Raw genomic sequence first — 18,440 nt, 5'->3', positions numbered from 1 at the left:
GGCTCCTTGGTTTTCGGTTCAATGAGTATTCGAACGCCAAATTCTTCCGTCCAACGACTTATTTTATTGACCGGCAATAGATAAATCTGATTGCCCTAGGGCTTTCCCGATAGGCCGGCCCTTGCGCGTTGCGCCGTCGCGGTCACAACAAAAAGTTGGTTCAGGTGGCCAGTTTTTGTTGTCACGGGCCTGATTTTGCGGCGCTAAACTCTGCCAATGCACTGAAGCTGTCCGTTAGCGCGGACGCAATACGTGGAGCGTGGTTGTGCGTCCGTCGACTGATCAAGGTGTCTGATGAATGTCCGTTTTCTAGAAACGTTTGTATGGCTTGCAAAGCTGCGCAATTTCCGGCTGACAGCGGAGCGCTTGCATGCGACACAGGCCGCAATTTCCAGTCGGATATCTGCGCTCGAGCAGGAATTCGGCGTGCGTCTATTCGATCGGGGACCGCGCGACGTCAAGCTGACCCAGGAAGGGACCAAAGCGCTGGCCTTCGCTGAGCAGATTCTGAAACTCACGAACGACATGCTCGCAAGCGTAAGCGACCGCTCGCATGTGAGCGGGTTGTTGCGGGTCGGCGTGATGGAGTCCGTCGTGCATACGTGGCTTCCCGAGTTACTGCGGCGCGTGCGGGACGAATATCCGAACCTGACGATTGAGCTGACCTGCGACACCTCGACGAATCTGTCCGTGCAACTGGTCAATGGCAACGTGGATATCGCTTTTTTGAGCACGGCGGTCGCAGGTGCCGACGCGGAAAATGTTTCGCTCGGCGCATTGCCGATGCGATGGGTGGCGAGTCCGTCGCTGAATCTGTCGGCTGAAGCACTATCGGAAGCTGAACTGGCGAGCTTTCCGATTGTGAGCTTTGCCCGTCATTCGTCGCCGCATGTTTTTGTAGCCGGCCTGTTTGCAGCGGCCGGCGAGCCTCGCGTGCAAATCAACTGCGTGTCTTCGGTCGCGGCGATTATCAGGCTCGTACTCGACGGTTTCGGTATTGCGGTTCTGCCGACAGCTTTCGTGACCCGCGAGCTGGAGTCCGGTCATCTGCAACTGCTGAAAGTGACGCATCGAGTCCCGGAACTCCCGCTTTTCGCATCCTTCCGGCGCAGTCCGGACAGTTTGCTATGCGAGTCGATCACGCATCTGGCGCAAAAGGTCATGCGAGAGTTCAGCCTGGAGAACGGACCAGATATCGCGCTCTTCCCAGACACCGACGAAGCGCTGCCGCCTCATTGAGTGGCACCCCGTGATGTTTTCTTCGACTTTCAAAGGCCCGTACCGAGATGCCGACTGCTACGCCTCTGACCATTCAACCGCTTACTGCGGGCGCTTTCGAACCCTATGGATGGATGTTAGGCAAGCCGTTTCCGGAGGATAGCGCTGCGCCTTCGTTCGCAAGCCCGTCTTCCGATTTCTGGCGTGAGCATCTGTTCGATGCCGGACTTTCCGGAGATCCTGAGATTCTGTGGGTCAGATACCGCGATTGCGAAGCTGAGGTGATGAAGCTCGAGGCGCATTGGCTGACTGAGCAGGCCGTGGTGCCGCTAACCGGACCTCTCGTTCAGATTGTCGCGACGAGTACGCCGGACGGGCACCCTAACCTTGATTCATTGGCAGCTTTCAAGGTGCCCGTCGGGGAGGGGATCTGCATGCGGCCGCGCTGCTGGCACGCCACGCGTGCATTGCAGAACGAAGTGACCTGCCTAATGCTTACGCGCCGCTCGACGACGTTCGACCTTGCCGTCCATCTGCTCACGGGCGCTCCTGCGGGTGAAAGCGCGATTCGGCAGATTCCGCCGTACCAGCTTGTCGGCGCGCCGGGCCTCATATAGGCGTCGACGCTTCAGTGAAGGTGCCGAGGCTCAGCAATCTGGTTTGGAACCCGGCGCGATTCCAGCGCGGTTCGTGCCTGAAGGGACTTACCGGAAGGAACTCACCCGCGCGGCGTGAGCCTTTGACGCTTCGTTTCGAGTTGCGTAACGATACGCTGCAAGGTTCGCTCGGCCAGTCCCGGCGTCTGTACGAACTTGCAGCCGATCACGAAGCGCAGGTCGCCCTTCGGCGTAGTCAATTGCCGTGGTGCGACGATTTCCAGATCAAGCCGCAGCGTGCCGAAGCTGCCGAGTTGCAGCGTGACGTTGCGCAATACGGTGCCGCTTTCCAGCGCGCCGAAACGCGCATCGGCGGTTTTCAACGCCACGCCGCCCAATGAAAGATCCTGGAGTTCGAGCCTGAACGAGCCGCCGTCCACATACGGTCCGCTAGCGATGTACGGATCCAGCACGGGCGTTTGCACACGGAAGAATTCACGACGTTGAACGTAGTGCAGGAGCGTAGGGAAGGCGGCCTCGAAAGCCGGGAGCCCTTCGAACATGATGGGGTTTGCGTTAAGCGTTATGAACTCTGTGCGAATGCCACCTGGCAAACTGCGAAAGATCAACTGGCGCGCAGACGGAAGCGCGGAATTGTCCAACTGCGTACTGCCGGCATCGAAGATAAAGCGGGCATTGCGCGAATCGACATCGAGTACCTGCGTAACGATCTGGCGGCCGTTGAATTCCACCGTCACGAAGTCCTGTCCGGCCATCAGCTTGCGCAGGCAGACCGCGATTTGCAAGGGATGGCGCTGCGCGAAGGTCGAGTCTGCGTCGGTGGTCTGTTCGGCGAGATCGGCGTCCAGCAGAAGATCGGCATTCATTTGAGTATCCATGCTTGTTATGGCCCTGGCGTGGCCGGTTGGGGGAGCGCAGGCGGCATGTGAGTCATGCCGGCGCTCGGCCTTTTCCTGCTTTATTGCAGGGACCGTGCCAACTGCATGGATGGACTGATCGAAACGGTATTTTTGCCGTGGAACCGCTTGATACGGGCGTTTGCGGACGGTGGCCTGAGAGGTGAGGGCGGCCGTAGTCAGGGTTCGCTACGTAACGTCCTCGATGTTGTTACGGCCACGTTACCTCGGGCGCGGCACCCCCGTCGACGCACGCACAACCAGTTTCGGCGCCGAGGAAATTCGCATCGGCACGCTTGCCGCTGGTTGACGACCTGCTTGCCCATACGACGATTCAATCAACTCGCGCAGCAGCGACACCGCCAGGTCGGCGACTTCGACAGTCGGCACGGCGACTGTCGTCAACGCGGGCCGCGATTCGCGCGCCAGTTGAATATCGGTAATACCGATCACGGACAGATCACCCGGCACGTTCAGGCCAAGATCGGCGGCGGCGTGCATCGCGCCGAGCGCCGGCAGATCGTTGGTCGCGAAGATCGCGGTGAGTTTCGGATCGGCTTCCAGCAGCGCACGCGCTGCGGCGTAGCCGCCTTGTATCGTATCGGGCGCATGCTTGACCCGTCCCTTCGGCGCGCCGGCCGCATGCAGCGCATCGACAAAACCTTCGTAACGCGCTGCGTGAATGCCCGAGGCCTTGCTGCCGACAATCGCGCCGATCCGCCGATGGCCGAGCGCCAGCAGATGCGCGCCGGCCAGTTCGCCTGCCAGACGAAAATCGACCGCTACACATGGCAGCCCCGGCGGTTCATTCGGCCGTTCCCACATGCACAGCACCACGGGCGTGCCGCGCGATTCGGTCGTATGAAGGTCTGCAAGGTCCAGGTTCGCATTGGTGACGAGCACGCCTTCGGAAAGCGTCCCCGCGATCTGGTCGAGATAGGCCCGCCCGGTCAGCGGATCTTCGTTCGTATTGCAGATGATCACGAAGTGGCCGCTGCTGCGCGCCGCGTGTTCGACCGCGAGCGCGAACTCCGGATAGAACGGATTGGCAATGCTCGACACCATCAACGCCAGCGTCGGTGCGCGGCCCTCGGCGAGCGCGCGGGCGGCCAGATGCGGACGGTAGCCGAGCGCGTCGACGGCGTCCAGCACCCGCTGCCGGGTGCTCGCGCCGACCCGGCCGCGATTGCGCAGCACGTTCGACACCGTGGCAGGGGTGACGCCGGCGTGACGCGCGACTTCGCTAAGGGTTGTCATAGCATTTTCAATATTTGGGATGGGTGTCCGACATTTGCATCGCAGCCCAAGGCGCGGCACCATTTGCCGCACAGACAAAACGATATCGGAGACAGGTACGGCCCCAGCGATCGGAAGCGATCGATTTTTTTCGGCCCTGCTGATTAAGCGCTTAATCTCCGACGTCGAGCCGATTAAATCACGGAGTCGATGCGATGGCGAGCATTTCGTTGAGAGGCGTGCAGAAGGCGTATGGCGACGGCGCGCTAGTGATCCGCGATGTCGATCTGGAGATCGGCGAGAACGAGTTCTGCGTGTTTCTCGGTCCGTCCGGCTGCGGCAAATCCACCTTGCTGCGGATGATTGCCGGCCTCGAAGACGTGACCGACGGTGACCTGTCGATTGCCGGCCGCCTCGTCAACGACGTCCCTTCGGCGCAGCGTGGTGTGGCGATGGTGTTCCAGAGCTACGCGCTGTTTCCGCATATGACCGTGTTTGAGAACATGGCCTTCGGCCTCAAGCTGGCCAAAACCCCCAAGGACGAAATCGACCGCAAGGTAAGGGAAGCCGCACGCATCCTGCAACTTGAGGCGCTGCTCGAGCGCCGGCCAAAAGCACTGTCCGGCGGACAGCGTCAACGTGTGGCGATTGGCCGGGCCATCGTGCGCGAACCGGGCGTGTTTCTGTTCGACGAGCCGCTCTCCAATCTCGACGCGACGCTGCGCGGCCAGACCCGCATCGAAATCGCGCGGCTGCATAAGCAGTTCGCCAAAGCCAGCGTGGTGTACGTCACGCACGACCAGATCGAAGCGATGACGCTCGCCGACAAGATCGTGCTGCTGCATGCGGGTAAGGACACTGAGCGCTACGGCAGCATCGCGCAGATCGGCGCGCCGCTCGAGTTGTACCACCGTCCGAAGAGCCGCTTCGTTGCCGGTTTCATCGGTTCGCCGCGCATGAACTTTTTGCCGGGGCGGGTGGCGTCGGTTGATCCGCAGGGCGTGATCGTCACGCTCGACGATACGTCCGAGAACGTGCGCGTGCCAGTCAGCGGTGATGGACTCCAGGCGGCGCAACCCGTCACGCTCGGCGTGCGCCCTGAACACCTCGAATTCATCGACGCGGCAGCTTCTGAAAATCCGCAGGACGCCGTTCTGATCCGCACCGTGTCTCTCGTCGAACAACTCGGCGAGCACAGCTACGTCCACCTCGATCAGCCGGGCGGCGCCACGTTGATCGCCAAGGCGCCCGGCGACACACGCCTCGCGCCGGGCGACCGCGCGAGCTTGCGTGTGCCCAACCGCGCCTGCCATTTGTTTACCGAAGACGGCTTTGCCGCCGCTTTGCTCGAATCCGTCGAACACTACGCATAGAGGACATTCGGATGCGCCTTGGAGTCTGTTATTACCCGGAACACTGGCCGGAGTCGATGTGGGAAGACGACGCTCGCCGGATGAAAGCGCTTGGCATCGAGCAGGTGCGAATCGCCGAATTTGCGTGGAGCCGGATGGAGCCAACGCCTGGCGAGTACGACTGGGGCTGGCTCGATCGCGCGGTCGATGTACTTGGTGCGGCCGGTCTGCAGGTCGTCATGTGCACGCCCACCGCGACGCCGCCCAAGTGGCTGATCGACCGTCATCCGGACATTTTGCCGATCGGCGCGGATGGCCGTCCGCGCGCCTTCGGCTCACGCCGACATTACGATTTTTCTTCACCTTCGTATTTCACGGCATCGCAGCGAATCTGCACGGCGGTCGCCGAGCGCTACGGCAAGCATCCGGCCGTTGCATACTGGCAGACCGATAACGAATTCGGCTGTCATCACACGGTGGTCAGCTATTCGCCGGCTGCAGTGGGGCGCTTTCGCGAGTGGCTCAAGGCGCGCTATCAAACGATCGATGCGCTGAACCGTGCGTGGGGAACGGTGTTCTGGAGCATGGAGTACCGCAGCTTCGACGAGATCGACGCGCCGGTGGCGACCGTCACCGAAGCGCATCCGTCGCATCGGCTCGATTACCGGCGCTTCGCCTCCGACGAAGTGGCGCGCTTTAACCGCATGCAGGTCGAGATCATCCGCGCGCATTCGCCGGGGCGGCCGGTTGCGCACAACTTCATGCAGCTCTTTACCGAGTTCGATCACTACAAGGTGGCGGCCGATCTCGATGTCGCCGCGTGGGACAGCTATCCGCTCGGCGCGCTCGAAGAGCAGTGGTTTGCGCCGGACGTGAAAGCGCGCTGGTTGCGCAGCGGGCATCCCGACTTCGCCTCGTTCAATCATGACGTGTACCGCGGTATGTCGAAGCTGCCGTTCTGGGTGATGGAGCAGCAGCCCGGTCCTGTGAACTGGGCACAGTGGAATCCGGCGCCGCTGCCCGGCATGGTGCGGCTATGGAGTTGGGAGGCGTTCGCGCACGGCGCGGGTTGCGTGTCGTATTTCCGTTGGCGCCAGGCGCCGTTTGCACAGGAGCAGATGCACGCTGGTTTGAATACACCTGATAACCGGCTCGATGTGGGCGGCAACGAAGCGGCGCAGGTTGCCGACGAGATTCGCGCGGTGCTCGCCGCGAACGCCGACGCCAACGCTGCGATCCGCTCGAAGGTTGCGCTCGTCTACGACTACGAAGCGAAGTGGCTCTTCGAGATTCATCCGCAGGGCGCGGACTTTCACTATCCGCGCTTCGCGTTCGAGTATTACTCGGCGCTGCGCTCGCTCGGATTGGACGTCGATATCGTGCCGGTCGATGCAGCCCTCGACGGCTATCGTTTGATCGTCGTGCCGCCGCTGCCGGTTGTGCCTGCGGATTTTGCCGCCCGGCTGGCGAGCTCGGGCGCGCAAGTCGTGCTGGGTCCCCGCACCGGTTCGAAGACGGCAGACGTGCAGATTCCGGCGAATCTGCCGCCGGGCGCGCTCGCTTCTGTATTGCCGCTGCGTGTGTGGCGAGTCGAATCGATGCGGCCGAATGTGACCGAAGCTGTGCTGCTCGTGGATAACCAGGAAGCGACCGCAGAGGACGGCGTTGCGCGCCACTGGCGCGATTTCATCGACAGCGACAGCGATACAGTGGATTCGCTCGACGTGCGTGCCCGTTTCGCTGACGGCCATCCTGCTTACGTGAAAAGCGGCGCGTTTCATTACCTCGCGAGCCTGTTCGACGATGCGCTTACCGTTCGCCTTCTGAAGCAGATCGCCGAAGAAGCGGGCGTCGAAACGATATCGCTCGGCGACACCGTCCGTTTCAGCCGCCGTGGCGCGCTGACCTACGTGTTGAACTACGGCGATCAGACGCACACGCTTGCCGATGTCGCCGACGACGCTTTCGTGATCGGCTCACGCGCCATCGAACCGCAGGGTGTGGCCGTCTATCGATCGGGCAACTGATCGATAGCGCTGAACGAAGGATTCCATGCAGTAACAACAACGACGCAAAATCAAGGCATAAAGGAGACAGCAACATGGCACTGAAACCTCGCAAGATTCTGCTGGCACTCGCGCTGGCTGCGGCCGCCGCAGGCGTGTCCGTCGTCAGCACGGCGCAGGCCGGCACGCTCGCGGTCAACATCGCGTTCAAGGGCGCGAGTCAACGGGCAGTCTGGCAGTCGATCATCGACGACTTCAAGAAAACGCATCCCGGTACCGACGTGAAAGTGTCGTTCGTCGATGAAGAAGCGTACAAAGTTCAGTTGCCCGGTTGGCTCTCCACCGTCGCGCCCGATATCGTCAACTGGCATGACGGCGAGCGCATGGCGTATTACGCGCAGCGCGGCCTCTTCGAAGATCTGAGCGGCGACTGGGCGAAGAACGGCTGGAACGACATGTATGCGTCGACGAAGGAAGCGTCGTCGTATAAGGGCAAGCAGTACGCCGCCCCAACTGTGTATTACTCGTGGGGTATGTTCTATCGCAAGGACCTGTTCCAGAAGGTCGGCATTGCCGGTGAACCGAAAACGTGGGACCAGTTTCTCGACGACTGCAAGAAGCTGAAAGCGGCGGGCATTACGCCGATTGCCGTGGCTGGCCGTGATTCATGGACGCTCGCCGGCTGGTTCGATTATCTCGACCTGCGCCTGAACGGCAACGCGTTCCATCAGAAACTGATGGCGGGCGACATCGCGTATACCGATCCGCGGGTGAAGAAGGTCTACACGACGTGGAAGCAACTGATCGACGCCGGCTATTTCATCGACAATTCGCTTTCCTACGATCTGGATGCGGTGCAGCCGTTCCTGTTCCAGGGCAAGGCCGCGATGATGCTGATGGGCACCTTCATCACCGGTGGTTTCCCGCCGAACGTCAAGCCGGAAATGGGCTACTTCCAGTTCCCGATCATCGACGCGAGCGTGCCGACCGCCGAAGATGGTCCAGTCGAATCGCTGCATATTCCGTCGAAGGCGAAGAACAAGGCGGATGCGCATGCCTTCCTGGCGTTCGTCCAGACGCCGGAAAATGGCGCGAAGCTGGCGACCGGTCTCGGCTCCTTGTCGGCGAACAGCAAATCGCCGGAACCTGAGGATCCGATTTCGAAGATTGGCTTCCAGATTCTCGCGAATACGAAGGGCGGCATTGCGCAGTTCTACGATCGCGACATGACGAAGGAAATGGCCGATGAAGGGATGAAGGGGATGCAGCAATTCATCTCCGATCCGTCGAAGCTCGACGACGTGCTCGCGCAACTCGAGCAGACGCGTAAGCGGATCTATAAGAAGTGAGCGGTGGTGGCCCGGGCTTGGGTTTTGGTCTGGGCCGCTACTCGTTGCATCAGATTGGCAACTATGTTGCATGAGACCAGGGTACGTGCTTTGCACCAATTCTGGTCGACAGCTTTGCATGGGACCAGAGTAACGCGCTAAAGCGCGAACTCTGGTCGACAGGAGAATGATCGTGTCGCATTCCGTCACCCGTCACACTGTCGGCGGTCCTGCCGAACCGGGCGGTTCTGGCTTGCCCGGTTCGGGCGTACCGGCATCGGGCGGTGCATTGCGCGGCGGGCCGCCTGGCGCGGCGCGCCGGCGCCGTCCTTCGCCGACCGCGCGCCGCCAGCGGCGAGCCGCTTTCCTGTTTCTCGCGCCGGCCTGCGTGATGGTGGCGATCTACGTCGTGTGGCCGATCATCTCGACCGTGCGCCTGAGTTTTTTCAACTGGGATGGGATGACCGACCCATCTTTCGTCGGCCTCGCAAACTATATCGAGTTGTTCCATACGCCGACGTTCTACACGGCGCTGAAGAATAATCTCATCTGGCTGCTGCTGTTCCTGCTTGCGCCGCCGATGGGGCTCGCCGTCGCGCTCTATCTGAACCAGGCCGTGGCCGGCATCCGCATTGTCAAATCGCTGTTCTTTGCGCCGTTCGTGTTGTCGGGCGTGGTGGTCGGCTTGATCTTTTCGTGGTTCTACGACCCGACCTTCGGCTTGCTCGCGGTGATTCTCGGGCACGGCGTGCCGGTACTCGGCGACCCGCGTTACGCGACCCTCGGGATCGTGTTCGCCGCGCTATGGCCGCAAACCGCGTATTGCATGATTCTTTATCTAACCGGTCTGACGTCGCTGAACGCCGAGCAGATCGAGGCGGCGCGCATGGAGGGCGCGCGCGGCTGGTCGATGCTGTGGCACGTGATCCTGCCGCAATTGCGGCCGACCACGTTCATGGCGATCGTCGTCACGGTGATCGGCGCGTTGCGCAGCTTCGATCTGATTTCGGTGATGACGAGCGGCGGACCGTTCGAAAGTTCGACCGTGCTCGCGTACTACATGTACGACCAGGCAATCAAGTACTACCGCATCGGCTATTCCGCGGCGGTGGCGGTCGTGCTGTTCGCCATCATGCTGGTGTACATCGTTTATCACCTGCGCCGCATGCTGCGCACCGAGCAATAAGGAGCCGATCATGTTTCCGATCCCAATCGACAAATGGAAGCCGGTGACGCGCCGCGCGTACAAACTGACGTTGCCGCTCGCGCTGCTGATCTGGCTGCTGCCGATGATGGCGGTGCTCGTGACCTCGGTGCGTTCGACGGAAGAACTGAGCGAGGGCAACTATTGGGGCTGGCCGAAGCACTTCGCGATGTTCGATAACTATCGCGAGGCGTTGACGACCTCGCCGATGCTGCATTACTTCTGGAACAGCGTGCTGATTACGGTGCCCGCTGTGGTGGGTTCGATTGCACTTGCGGCGATGGCGGGATTCGCGCTGGCTATTTATCGGTTTCGCGGAAATTCGACGTTGTTTGCGACGTTTGTCGCGGGCAATTTCGTGCCGGTGCAGGTGTTGATGATCCCGGTGCGGGATCTGTCGTTGCAACTTGGTTTGTTCAATACCGTGAGCGCGCTGATTCTGTTCCATGTGTCGTTTCAGACCGGATTTTGCGCGCTGTTTCTGCGGAATTTCATCAAGCAGTTGCCGTTTGAGCTGGTCGAGGCGGCGCGGATCGAAGGCGCCAATGAGTGGACCGTGTTCTTCAAAATCGTATTGCCGTTGATCCGCCCCGCGCTGGCGGCGCTGGCGATTCTTGTGTTCACGTTCGTGTGGAATGACTACTTCTGGGCGCTGTGTCTGACGCAAGGTGACGACGCGGCGCCGATTACCGTAGGCGTTGCGGCGTTGAAAGGGCAGTGGACGACGGCGTGGAATCTGGTTTCGGCGGGGTCGATTCTTGCCGCGTTGCCTTCGGTCGCGATGTTCTTTGCGATGCAGAAGCATTTTGTGGCGGGATTGACGTTTGGGGCGACGAAGGGGTGAGGGCGCGTTAGAAAAAACGCGCCCATCAGGATCCGGGTTAGAACGTATGCCGGATCGCCGCGCGGACAACAATCTGACTCGATGACGACGACAGGTCCTGTGCACCGGGCACGTATGCCTGATCCAGCGCCGATCCGGTCGCGTCGCCGGTGATCTTCTGAAACGCGCCCTGGAGGTAGATATCGGTGCGCTTTGACAGGTTGTAGTCCGCCATCAAGCCGACTGTATGAATCTTCGGTCGCACACTACCTTTCGTTGCATCGTAGTTCTCCAGCGTGTAGACGTATTGTGCTCCCACGAAGAACGCCGGCGTGAACTGATATTTTCCGTTCAGTTCGAAATTCTGATACTTCAAGCTGGTCAACGTGCCGCCTGCCAGTGCCCCGCTAGTCGGTTCGATGCTTTCCTGTGTGCTGAGGTAGGCGACATTCGTGGCTGGATTGCTGATGTTCGTGTTGGTATAGACGAAACCAAGCGTCGCCGGGCCCAATGTGTAGTTGATCCCTGCGCCAAAGACGCGCAAACGCTCCGATTGAAAGTTCGCGTCTGCGGCGACGGTCGAACTCGAACCGGCAATCGCGCCACCGGATGTCGATCCAGGATTGTCTGCATTCAAATAAGCGGCGGCGATCAACAGCCCGCCGTAGGTGTACTGCGCGCCAACACTCAATTGCCGGTTGTTGGCGAAGCCAGTACCGCTGCTGAAACTATACGTGCCGCCAAACTGGAGGCCGGCAACATCCGGGCTCGCATACTTGACCGTGTTGTTCACGCGGAACGTGTTATCTGTGTTGTCGTTGTCGAACGGGTGGGATAGCAGATAGCCTCCCCAATTGCCGTTGGCTGTCGTCAGCGCAAGATAGTCGACCACCGAATCGTATTGGCGGCCAAGGGTAACTGCCCCGTACCGTTCGCTCTCGATACCGACATATGCCTGGCGTCCAAACCCCAGGCCACCTTGCGCGAGCTTGCCGTTGTTGACGTTGAAGCCGCTTTCGATCTGAAAAAGCGTTTTGAACCCGCCACCCAGATCTTCGGCACCTTTCAGTCCCCAGCGACTACCTTGTGCGTAGCCGCTTGCCATTTCGTACACGTGGCTTGCGCCAACGTTATTCGTGAAGTCGAGCCCCTCATCGATGACGCCATACAGCGTTACACTACTCTGCGCAAATGCCGACGTTGCAAATGCGGACGTTATCGCAATACAAATAATTGTTTTGTTCAATTCGTCATCCTTAACGTATATTTTTTTTCTGCTCGATTGTCGTTGGCCAAATCAACGATTTGCCGGAATGGCAAATAGAGCGGCAAAGCGCCGTCAACCACTTCTTGGTTTCAGATACGCCAAAAGGCGTCGCTCCAGTTGACGAAACATCCAGACCAGGGCGAAAGCGATCATTGCGTACAAAAGTGCTGCAATTCCAAATGCCTCGAACGACGCGTACGTTGCCGAATTGACATCACGAGTCACTTTCAGAATGTCTGGAATCGTCGCGGTGAACGCGAGTGTGGTGGAATGCAGCATCAGAATCGCTTCGTTGCCGTACATGGGTAACGCGCGCCGCAGCGCCGAAGGCAGAATGATTCGCCGGTAGACGGTAAATCTGGACATGCCGACTGCGATCGCTGCTTCGATTTCTCCATAGGCCGTCGCCTTGATCGATCCCGCAAAGATTTCCGTTGCGTAGGCGCACTCGTTCAGCGCGAATGCCAGCAGTGTGCAGTTCATCGCATCACGAAAGAATGCGTCGAGCAGCGCATGCGAATGCACGACATGCAAGCTGTACAGTCCCGTATAGCAGATCAGCAACTGGACGTAGAGTGGTGTTCCCCGAAACACGTAGGTGAACAGCCAGACCGGTGTCGACAGGAACCGGTTGCGCGATGCGCGGGCCACCGCGAGCGGCAACGCCGACATAAATCCCAGTCCGAGCGATGCCACCAGAAGCCACAACGTGACCGCGAGCCCGGTGAACTGAAAGCCATCGGTGTACAGGTAGTTTTGCCAGTACTGCCGGACAATATCGATCATGTCGCCACGCGCCTCACACCCGCGGAATACCGTACTTCGAGCCGCCACAACACCACATTGGATAGCGTTGTTATTGCCAGATAGATCGCACCGGCCACGATCGTGAACAGAAAGAAGTTCTGTGTCGACTTGCCGGCATCCTGCGAGGCCTTGACGACATCTGACAGTCCGATGATCGACACCAGTGCGGTCGCCTTGACGATAACCTGCCAGTTGTTGCCGATACCCGGCAACGCAAGTCGCATCATTTGCGGAAACATGATCCGAGTGAACACCTGCCAGTTGGACATGCCGAACGCCATGCCCGCTTCCAGTTGTCCCCTCGGCACGCCCATGAATGCGCCGCGGAATGTCTCGGTGAAATACGCACCGTAGATGAACCCGATTGTGACGACACCGGCCGAGAACGGATCGATATCCCTCTGGTTGAAACCAAACGCGTCCGTGATGTGGTTCAACACGATCTGGATGCTATAGAAAAGCAGCAGCATCAGCACGAGATCCGGCACCGCCCTGATCAAGGTCGTGTATGCGACACCGAGCCGCACGACGTAACGGCGGCTGGACAGCCTGGCCGCCGCACCGCAGAGTCCCAGCGCGAACGAAACAAGTAGCGACAGCAGCGCAAGCTTGATCGTTTCGCAGGTGCCGGCCACGAGAGCCGGCCCGAAGCCTCCGAGTATCATTTTGTCTCCTGTAGTGGCTGGCTCAGACCGGCTCACTTTGCGCCGTAGATATCGAAGTCGAAGTACTTCCGGTTGATTCGTGCGTAGGTCCCGTTTGCCAGCACGGCAGCTAGTGCCTGATTGAATGCGTCACGCAGCGCGACGTCCTCCTTGCGAAGGCCAAGACCGTCGCCTAGACCGAAATACTTTGGATCGTCCAACGCCGGGCCGGCAAACTTATAGTCCTTGCCCTCCGGTTTCTTGAGAAAACCGTCGTTCGCTTCGATCGATGCCTGAAATGCCGCATCGAGCCGTCCCGAGATCAGGTCCGTGTAAACCTGATCCTGGTTCTGGTAGGCGACGATCTGCACGCCAGCCGGTTGCCACTCCGCTTTGGCGTAATCCTCCTGGCTCGAACCCTGTTCGACGCCGACACGCTTCCCCTTTAGCGAGGCGGCGGTCGGCAGTAGATCGGAGGTGCGCTTGACGACCAGCCGTGCCGGCGCGTTGGAGATCTTGTTCGTGAACGCGATCTGCTGCATGCGCTTGGGTGTGATGGTCATCGAAGAGGAGATCGCATCGAACTTTCTCGCCAGCAATCCGGGGATCATTCCGTCGAAGCTGGTTTCGACCCATACGCAGCGGGCGTGAAGTTCGGCACAGAGCGCATTTGCGATATCCACGCCAAAGCCGGTCAGCTTTCCGTCCGGCGTCTTGAACTCCAGTGGCGGGTAGGTTGGGTCCACCGCCAGCCTGATTTCCTTGCCGGACCAATCGGCGGCACTGGCGCTGCCTGACAGCGCCATCAAAGCAAATGAGATCGCTGCAAGTGTCTTCTTCACGTGTGTTTCTCCTCAACGTCGTTGTTGTACTGCTTATGTTCCATGCGAACAGGTTTTGCCAGAAAGCGTTCGGTCAGCTTGACCCAATAGGTGGCGCCCACTGCCAGGCAGCCGTCGTTGAAGTCATAGCCGGAGTGATGTAGCGCGCAACTGCGTTCGCCGTCTCCATTGCCGATCACGAGGTAGCTGCCGGGGCATTTTTCAAGCATGCATGCGAAGTCTTCGCTGGCTGTGAAGGGTTCGAGGTCGTCGATGATGGACTGGGTGCCGAACCAGTCCGCCGCCACCTGGCGCGCGAAGTCCGTTTCCCTGGCGTGATTGATCAGCACTGGATGACAACGGAAGTAGTCGATTTCCGCATGCGCGCCGAAGCTTGCCGCCTGCCCGTGCACGAGTTCGTGAATCCGGCGTTCGAGCAGGTCGCGCACGTCCGGCGCAAGCGCCCGGACGGTCAGCAGCATCTGCGCCGATGACGGGATCACATTCGACGCGACGCCCGCATGAATCGAACCGACGCTGATGATGGCCAGATCGCGCGGGCTTACGTTACGGGACACGATACTTTGCAGCGCCGTCACGATCGAAGCGCATACGACGATCGGATCGATAGCCTTGTCGGGCACGGCGCCGTGTCCTCCACGACCCACCACGCGCACGGTGACGGTGTCGGCAGAAGCCATGAATGCGCCGCTGAAGAAGCCCAGATGCCCTGCCGCATAGCCGGGGACGTTGTGGAGCGCGAATACGGCGTCGCACGGAAAGCGTTCGAAGAGGCCGTCTTCCATCATTTTTTGCGCGCCGCCGAGACCTTCTTCTGCAGGCTGGAAAATCAGGTTGAGCGTGCCTGAGAAGGCGCGTGTTTCGGCGAGGTACTTTGCTGCAGCCAACAACGTGGCTGTATGCCCATCGTGGCCACATGCGTGCATGACGCCGTCGTTCCGGCTGGCATAGGGCAAGCCCGTCGTCTCGCTGATCGGAAGTGCGTCCATATCGGCGCGCAGTCCGAGGGACGGCCCGTGTCCGATCTTTAACGTGCCCACTACGCCGGTTTTACCTACGGCACGCGTGACCTGATAGCCCCACTTGCTTAGGCATTCGGCGACCAGCTCGCTGGTTGCGACCTCCTGCAGACCGAGTTCCGGATTGGCATGAATACGGTGACGCAAGCCGATCATTTCCTCTTGAATGGCTGCGATGCCGGGCAAAACGAAGTCTTGAACCATCGATGAAGTCCTTTGAAGAGCGGGCAGCCCCGGCTGTCACAGCCTAGCTGTTCGGGCTTCGGGCGTTGCAACTGTCTGCACTGGTCGGAATGCTATTTAGCTAAATTTCGGGGGTGAAGCCGCAGTTTTGTTATGCTGACAACCATTTGTTGTCGGGGTGGTTTCGTGAAGATTCATCAATTGCAGGCGTTAGTCGCCAGTGCCGAAGCGGGCAGCATCAGGGCGGCGGCGCGGTCGTTGGGGATTTCTCAGGCCGCTGTCACGCGTTCGCTGCGCGAACTCGAAGCCACTGAGCAATTGCCGCTGCTGATACGCGCGCCTGAAGGAATCAGCTTTACCGAATATGGCAAGGCGCTGCTGACGCACGCGCGACTGGTCCTTAATCAGTTGGAGCACGCGCAGAACGACCTGGCAAGATTGCGCGGCCGGGCGGAGGGACGGCTGAGTGTTGGCGTGACGCCGTGGATCACGTTGACGTTTCTGGCCGAGACGGTATTGCTGTTTCGCAAGCGAATGCCCGATATTCAGCTGGAACTGTTCGAAAGCCTGATGGCTGTTGCGCAACCGCTTCTGCGCGCCGGCGATATGGACTTCGTAATCGGGCAGTTGCATCCGTCTACTGCCAGCCAGGAGTTTTCCTGCGAACCGGTGTTGAATTACGAGACGGCCGTGATGGTTCGCCGAGGACATCCGCGTCAGCACTGCCGTTCGATTCACGATTTACTCGATCAGGACTGGGCACTGAATTTCGCGCCTGACGGCCAGGACGCGCTAATCGACTACCTGTTCACGCGCCACGGTGCGCAGATCGAAGCGAACCGCATTGTGCGGGCTCATTCGTTAGGAACACTTCAGATGCTGGTTGAACGTGCCGATATGTGCACGTGGTGTCCAACCGTTCTTCAGACAACGCCATTGTTTCAAGGCCAACTGATGGCTCTAGCGCTGAAAGAACAATTCGATACGCGACAACTGAGCATTGTCACGCGCCGCAATAGCACGCTCGGCGGCGCGGCTCGTTGCTTTATCGACTGTCTCCTGCAAGTGATCCGCAAGCACGCACGGTCGGCGAAGAAAGAAGACCTTGTGTTGTTTGAGACGTTGACCCTGCTCGTTTGAGCATCAAGGAACTGCACTCGTGATGCGATCATTACCAGCCTTGGCGAACAACTTTCAGCGCCCTAATTTACGTTGAAATGCACACGGATATCCTGCCGGCTTTCGACTGGATGTCCAGCCTGCATCGCCGGAAAGAACCGCCATCTACGGAGCGTTTCGAGCAGGATCTGATTGAGGCGCGGGTTGGCGGTCGGCTTGACGAGTTCGACATCGACTGAGCCGTCAACGTGAATGGCGAAGCGAGCCGTGGCGACGGTTTGATATGCCTGGTCACGTAAATCGTCGGGGAGTTCCGGCAACGGTTGAGCAATGGCGTGCGCGGTTGCTTCGGCGGACGATGTGGCCGATGGCGTGGCGTTTGCTTTTTCCTCGGCAGAAGGGCCCGCAGCACGCGCTGGCGGTTCGTTCGCCACTTTCGGCTCTTCCGCCGCGGGCGTCGACTGAGCCGGCGCAACGCTGTGCACCGAGCGCACGTCCGGCTTCGATGGCGCAGGCGTCGTCGTGCGTGCTTGTGCTGACACGTGAGAGTGCGGATCTGCAGCTTGTCTTGGCTTCGCCGGTGCGATCGGAGCGGGCATAGCATGAGTAGCCGGAGCCGCAGAAGGATTCGCAACCGGAACATTCGGAGGATCGAGTTCCACCACCCGCATCTCGAGTGGCTTATCAGGCGCATGCACAGACGGGGTTGTACCCAACCATTGCCCCAACTGAAACAGGAACCCGATCCATACGACCAGCGCGACCAGCACCGCTAGCGCAATCCGTATCCGCGGAGAATCGTCCACAGTGTCCGCAAGGCGCATCCTGCTACTCACGACGCACGGCGATCAAAAACCGCTCAGCACCCGCGCGGCGCGCGGCCAGCATCGCCTGAACGACCACGCCGTGGCCTGCCGCGTCGTCAGCGGCGATCACAACATTGCCGTCCGCTTGCAGCAGGCGTTTTACCGCCGGCTCGACCTGATCGAGATGGACGGACTGATGATTCACGAATACCTCATTGCTGCTGTCCACTGAAATAGTCAGGGGTTCATGGGCCGCCATCTTTTGCGCGCTGCCGGCAGGGAGGTTGACCTTGAGCGCGTCGAGCCGCTGCATCGCGAGCGATGCGAGCATGAAGGTCGCCAGAAGAAAGAACATCACATCGATCATCGGAATGATTTCGATGCGACCGCGCTTGGCCGCACGCGAGCGCTTGAATTTCACGGCTGCGCTCCCGCGGACGTGGCTGCAACGGCAAGACGGATTTCGCTGAGTCGCGCATTCGCGAACGACTCGAGTTCATCCATGAGTCGTTCGAGCCGACGGGAAAAATAGTTGAACGCAAAGAGCGCGAACAAGGCGACGACGAGGCCAATCGCGGTTGCCACCAGAGACTGGGCCACGCCACCGGTCACGCCACCCGGATCGACGAGACCATCGCCGCCGAACAACTGGAACGAATGCATCATGCCGACGATGGTGCCCAACAGACCCAGCAAAGGCGCCGCCGTCACGATGGTCTCCAACACCCAGAAACCTTTGCTCATGTCGCGTTCGATTTGCGCGGCAACCGATTGCGCCTTGGCCTCGCGTAGCCACAGCGGTACGGAAGGATCGGGCGCCCACGGCGCGCTCATGCGTCTGAATGCGTTCTGACTGGAGACATCCTTCAATCTGCCGGGCCAATCGAGGGCCGAGCCGTCCGCCGCAATGTCGTGTGTGCCACGCAGCGTGCCCGACAACCGGCCGAAACGCAGAAACACATAGGCCCGGTCGAGGGCAATGGCGGCTGCCAGAATGGCGAGTATCGTCAGCGGATAGATGACCCATCCGCCTATGCGCACTGCCGCTAGAACGCTTGTCCAATCTTGCATGC

Annotated in this window: 18 protein-coding genes; 8 read left to right on the top strand and 10 right to left on the bottom strand. The window is 60.0% G+C overall.

The annotated features are described in order from the left end of the window. The first annotated feature begins 294 nt into the window (after nucleotides 1–294). Both FSO04_RS04255 and FSO04_RS04250 read left to right on the top strand, forming a co-directional pair. Complete coding sequence (locus tag FSO04_RS04255; RefSeq protein ID WP_154558517.1) at nucleotides 295–1,239, top strand: LysR family transcriptional regulator; 945 nt, start codon at nucleotides 295–297, stop codon at nucleotides 1,237–1,239. A gap of 47 nt (nucleotides 1,240–1,286) precedes the next feature. Continuing rightward, on the top strand, nucleotides 1,287–1,835 hold the full coding sequence (locus FSO04_RS04250; RefSeq protein ID WP_154558516.1) for an ureidoglycolate lyase: 549 nt from the start codon (nucleotides 1,287–1,289) through the stop codon (nucleotides 1,833–1,835). Nucleotides 1,836–1,936: 101 nt separating this feature from the next. On the opposite strand, the gene FSO04_RS04245 is transcribed toward FSO04_RS04250, so the two are convergent. Together FSO04_RS04245 and FSO04_RS04240 are read right to left on the bottom strand one after the other, a co-directional pair. Further along, nucleotides 1,937–2,701 (bottom strand): flagellar brake protein, encoded by a 765-nt coding sequence (locus FSO04_RS04245; RefSeq protein WP_154558515.1) that lies wholly within the window; start codon nucleotides 2,699–2,701, stop codon nucleotides 1,937–1,939. 252 nt (nucleotides 2,702–2,953) lie between these two features. Continuing rightward, nucleotides 2,954–3,988, bottom strand: coding sequence for a LacI family DNA-binding transcriptional regulator (locus tag FSO04_RS04240; protein ID WP_154558514.1), 1,035 nt, complete (start codon nucleotides 3,986–3,988; stop codon nucleotides 2,954–2,956). A gap of 194 nt (nucleotides 3,989–4,182) precedes the next feature. Between FSO04_RS04240 and FSO04_RS04235 the strand changes: the two genes are divergently transcribed. The 5 genes from FSO04_RS04235 (at nucleotide 4,183) to FSO04_RS04215 (ending at nucleotide 10,701) form a co-directional block, all read left to right on the top strand. Beyond that, entirely contained in the window at nucleotides 4,183–5,340 is a 1,158-nt protein-coding gene (locus tag FSO04_RS04235; protein ID WP_154558513.1) for an ABC transporter ATP-binding protein, read from the top strand. Between the two features lie 11 nt (nucleotides 5,341–5,351). Continuing rightward, a complete protein-coding gene (locus FSO04_RS04230; protein WP_154558512.1) occupies nucleotides 5,352–7,346 on the top strand; it encodes a beta-galactosidase in 1,995 nt (664 codons plus the stop codon). 74 nt (nucleotides 7,347–7,420) lie between these two features. Then, nucleotides 7,421–8,674, top strand: a complete 1,254-nt coding sequence (locus tag FSO04_RS04225; RefSeq protein WP_154558511.1) for an ABC transporter substrate-binding protein — start codon at nucleotides 7,421–7,423, stop codon at nucleotides 8,672–8,674. A 166-nt stretch (nucleotides 8,675–8,840) separates the two neighbouring features. Beyond that, nucleotides 8,841–9,839, top strand: a complete 999-nt coding sequence (locus tag FSO04_RS04220) for a carbohydrate ABC transporter permease (protein WP_154558510.1) — start codon at nucleotides 8,841–8,843, stop codon at nucleotides 9,837–9,839. Nucleotides 9,840–9,849: 10 nt separating this feature from the next. Beyond that, a complete protein-coding gene (locus FSO04_RS04215; protein WP_154558509.1) occupies nucleotides 9,850–10,701 on the top strand; it encodes a carbohydrate ABC transporter permease in 852 nt (283 codons plus the stop codon). Nucleotides 10,702–10,738: 37 nt separating this feature from the next. On the opposite strand, the gene FSO04_RS04210 is transcribed toward FSO04_RS04215, so the two are convergent. The 5 genes from FSO04_RS04210 to FSO04_RS04190 all read right to left on the bottom strand — a co-directional run bounded on the left by FSO04_RS04210 (nucleotide 10,739) and on the right by FSO04_RS04190 (nucleotide 15,463). Continuing rightward, nucleotides 10,739–11,926: a porin gene (locus FSO04_RS04210; RefSeq protein ID WP_154558508.1), complete on the bottom strand. Its 1,188-nt coding sequence runs from the start codon at nucleotides 11,924–11,926 to the stop codon at nucleotides 10,739–10,741. Between the two features lie 93 nt (nucleotides 11,927–12,019). Beyond that, nucleotides 12,020–12,733, bottom strand: a complete 714-nt coding sequence (locus FSO04_RS04205; RefSeq protein WP_154558507.1) for an ABC transporter permease — start codon at nucleotides 12,731–12,733, stop codon at nucleotides 12,020–12,022. Continuing rightward, nucleotides 12,730–13,419, bottom strand: a complete 690-nt coding sequence (locus tag FSO04_RS04200) for an ABC transporter permease (protein WP_154558506.1) — start codon at nucleotides 13,417–13,419, stop codon at nucleotides 12,730–12,732. The genes FSO04_RS04205 and FSO04_RS04200 overlap by 4 nt, the downstream gene beginning before the upstream one ends. 32 nt (nucleotides 13,420–13,451) lie before the next feature. After that, nucleotides 13,452–14,240: an ABC transporter substrate-binding protein gene (locus FSO04_RS04195; protein WP_168435562.1), complete on the bottom strand. Its 789-nt coding sequence runs from the start codon at nucleotides 14,238–14,240 to the stop codon at nucleotides 13,452–13,454. Beyond that, the gene (locus FSO04_RS04190; protein ID WP_154558505.1) at nucleotides 14,237–15,463 is read right to left on the bottom strand and encodes a M20 aminoacylase family protein; all 1,227 of its coding nucleotides are present in this window, start codon (nucleotides 15,461–15,463) and stop codon (nucleotides 14,237–14,239) included. The genes FSO04_RS04195 and FSO04_RS04190 overlap by 4 nt, the downstream gene beginning before the upstream one ends. 165 nt (nucleotides 15,464–15,628) lie before the next feature. Between FSO04_RS04190 and FSO04_RS04185 the strand changes: the two genes are divergently transcribed. Next, nucleotides 15,629–16,582 carry a LysR substrate-binding domain-containing protein gene (locus tag FSO04_RS04185; RefSeq protein ID WP_168435561.1) on the top strand — a complete coding sequence of 318 codons (954 nt, stop codon included), beginning with the start codon at nucleotides 15,629–15,631 and terminating at the stop codon, nucleotides 16,580–16,582. Nucleotides 16,583–16,644: 62 nt separating this feature from the next. Here FSO04_RS04185 and FSO04_RS47395 read toward each other — a convergent pair whose 3' ends face one another. The 3 genes from FSO04_RS47395 to FSO04_RS04170 form a co-directional block, all read right to left on the bottom strand. Beyond that, nucleotides 16,645–17,103: a TonB family protein gene (locus FSO04_RS47395; protein WP_233464736.1), complete on the bottom strand. Its 459-nt coding sequence runs from the start codon at nucleotides 17,101–17,103 to the stop codon at nucleotides 16,645–16,647. 286 nt (nucleotides 17,104–17,389) lie between these two features. Further along, nucleotides 17,390–17,788 carry an ExbD/TolR family protein gene (locus FSO04_RS04175; RefSeq protein WP_054039016.1) on the bottom strand — a complete coding sequence of 133 codons (399 nt, stop codon included), beginning with the start codon at nucleotides 17,786–17,788 and terminating at the stop codon, nucleotides 17,390–17,392. After that, nucleotides 17,785–18,438: a MotA/TolQ/ExbB proton channel family protein gene (locus FSO04_RS04170; protein WP_154558502.1), complete on the bottom strand. Its 654-nt coding sequence runs from the start codon at nucleotides 18,436–18,438 to the stop codon at nucleotides 17,785–17,787. Before FSO04_RS04170 ends, FSO04_RS04175 begins: the two co-directional genes overlap by 4 nt. Between the last annotated feature and the right edge of the window lie 2 nt (nucleotides 18,439–18,440).

The sequence above is a fragment of the Paraburkholderia madseniana genome (assembly GCF_009690905.1).
GTDB lineage: Bacteria > Pseudomonadota > Gammaproteobacteria > Burkholderiales > Burkholderiaceae > Paraburkholderia > Paraburkholderia madseniana.
Note: the sequence above shows the minus strand (reverse complement) of the source record. Positions and strands in the feature narration are given on the sequence as shown.

Excerpts from the sequence above, each read along its gene's own strand:
- FSO04_RS04255 (WP_154558517.1), top strand. The coding sequence starts at position 295 with ATGAATGTCCGTTTTCTAGAAACGTTTGTATGGCTTGCAAAGCTGCGC.
- FSO04_RS04250 (WP_154558516.1), top strand. The coding sequence starts at position 1,287 with ATGCCGACTGCTACGCCTCTGACCATTCAACCGCTTACTGCGGGCGCT.
- FSO04_RS04245 (WP_154558515.1), bottom strand. The coding sequence starts at position 2,701 with ATGAATGCCGATCTTCTGCTGGACGCCGATCTCGCCGAACAGACCACC.
- FSO04_RS04240 (WP_154558514.1), bottom strand. The coding sequence starts at position 3,988 with ATGACAACCCTTAGCGAAGTCGCGCGTCACGCCGGCGTCACCCCTGCC.
- FSO04_RS04235 (WP_154558513.1), top strand. The coding sequence starts at position 4,183 with ATGGCGAGCATTTCGTTGAGAGGCGTGCAGAAGGCGTATGGCGACGGC.
- FSO04_RS04230 (WP_154558512.1), top strand. The coding sequence starts at position 5,352 with ATGCGCCTTGGAGTCTGTTATTACCCGGAACACTGGCCGGAGTCGATG.
- FSO04_RS04225 (WP_154558511.1), top strand. The coding sequence starts at position 7,421 with ATGGCACTGAAACCTCGCAAGATTCTGCTGGCACTCGCGCTGGCTGCG.
- FSO04_RS04220 (WP_154558510.1), top strand. The coding sequence starts at position 8,841 with ATGATCGTGTCGCATTCCGTCACCCGTCACACTGTCGGCGGTCCTGCC.
- FSO04_RS04215 (WP_154558509.1), top strand. The coding sequence starts at position 9,850 with ATGTTTCCGATCCCAATCGACAAATGGAAGCCGGTGACGCGCCGCGCG.
- FSO04_RS04205 (WP_154558507.1), bottom strand. The coding sequence starts at position 12,733 with ATGATCGATATTGTCCGGCAGTACTGGCAAAACTACCTGTACACCGAT.
- FSO04_RS04200 (WP_154558506.1), bottom strand. The coding sequence starts at position 13,419 with ATGATACTCGGAGGCTTCGGGCCGGCTCTCGTGGCCGGCACCTGCGAA.
- FSO04_RS04190 (WP_154558505.1), bottom strand. The coding sequence starts at position 15,463 with ATGGTTCAAGACTTCGTTTTGCCCGGCATCGCAGCCATTCAAGAGGAA.
- FSO04_RS04170 (WP_154558502.1), bottom strand. The coding sequence starts at position 18,438 with ATGCAAGATTGGACAAGCGTTCTAGCGGCAGTGCGCATAGGCGGATGG.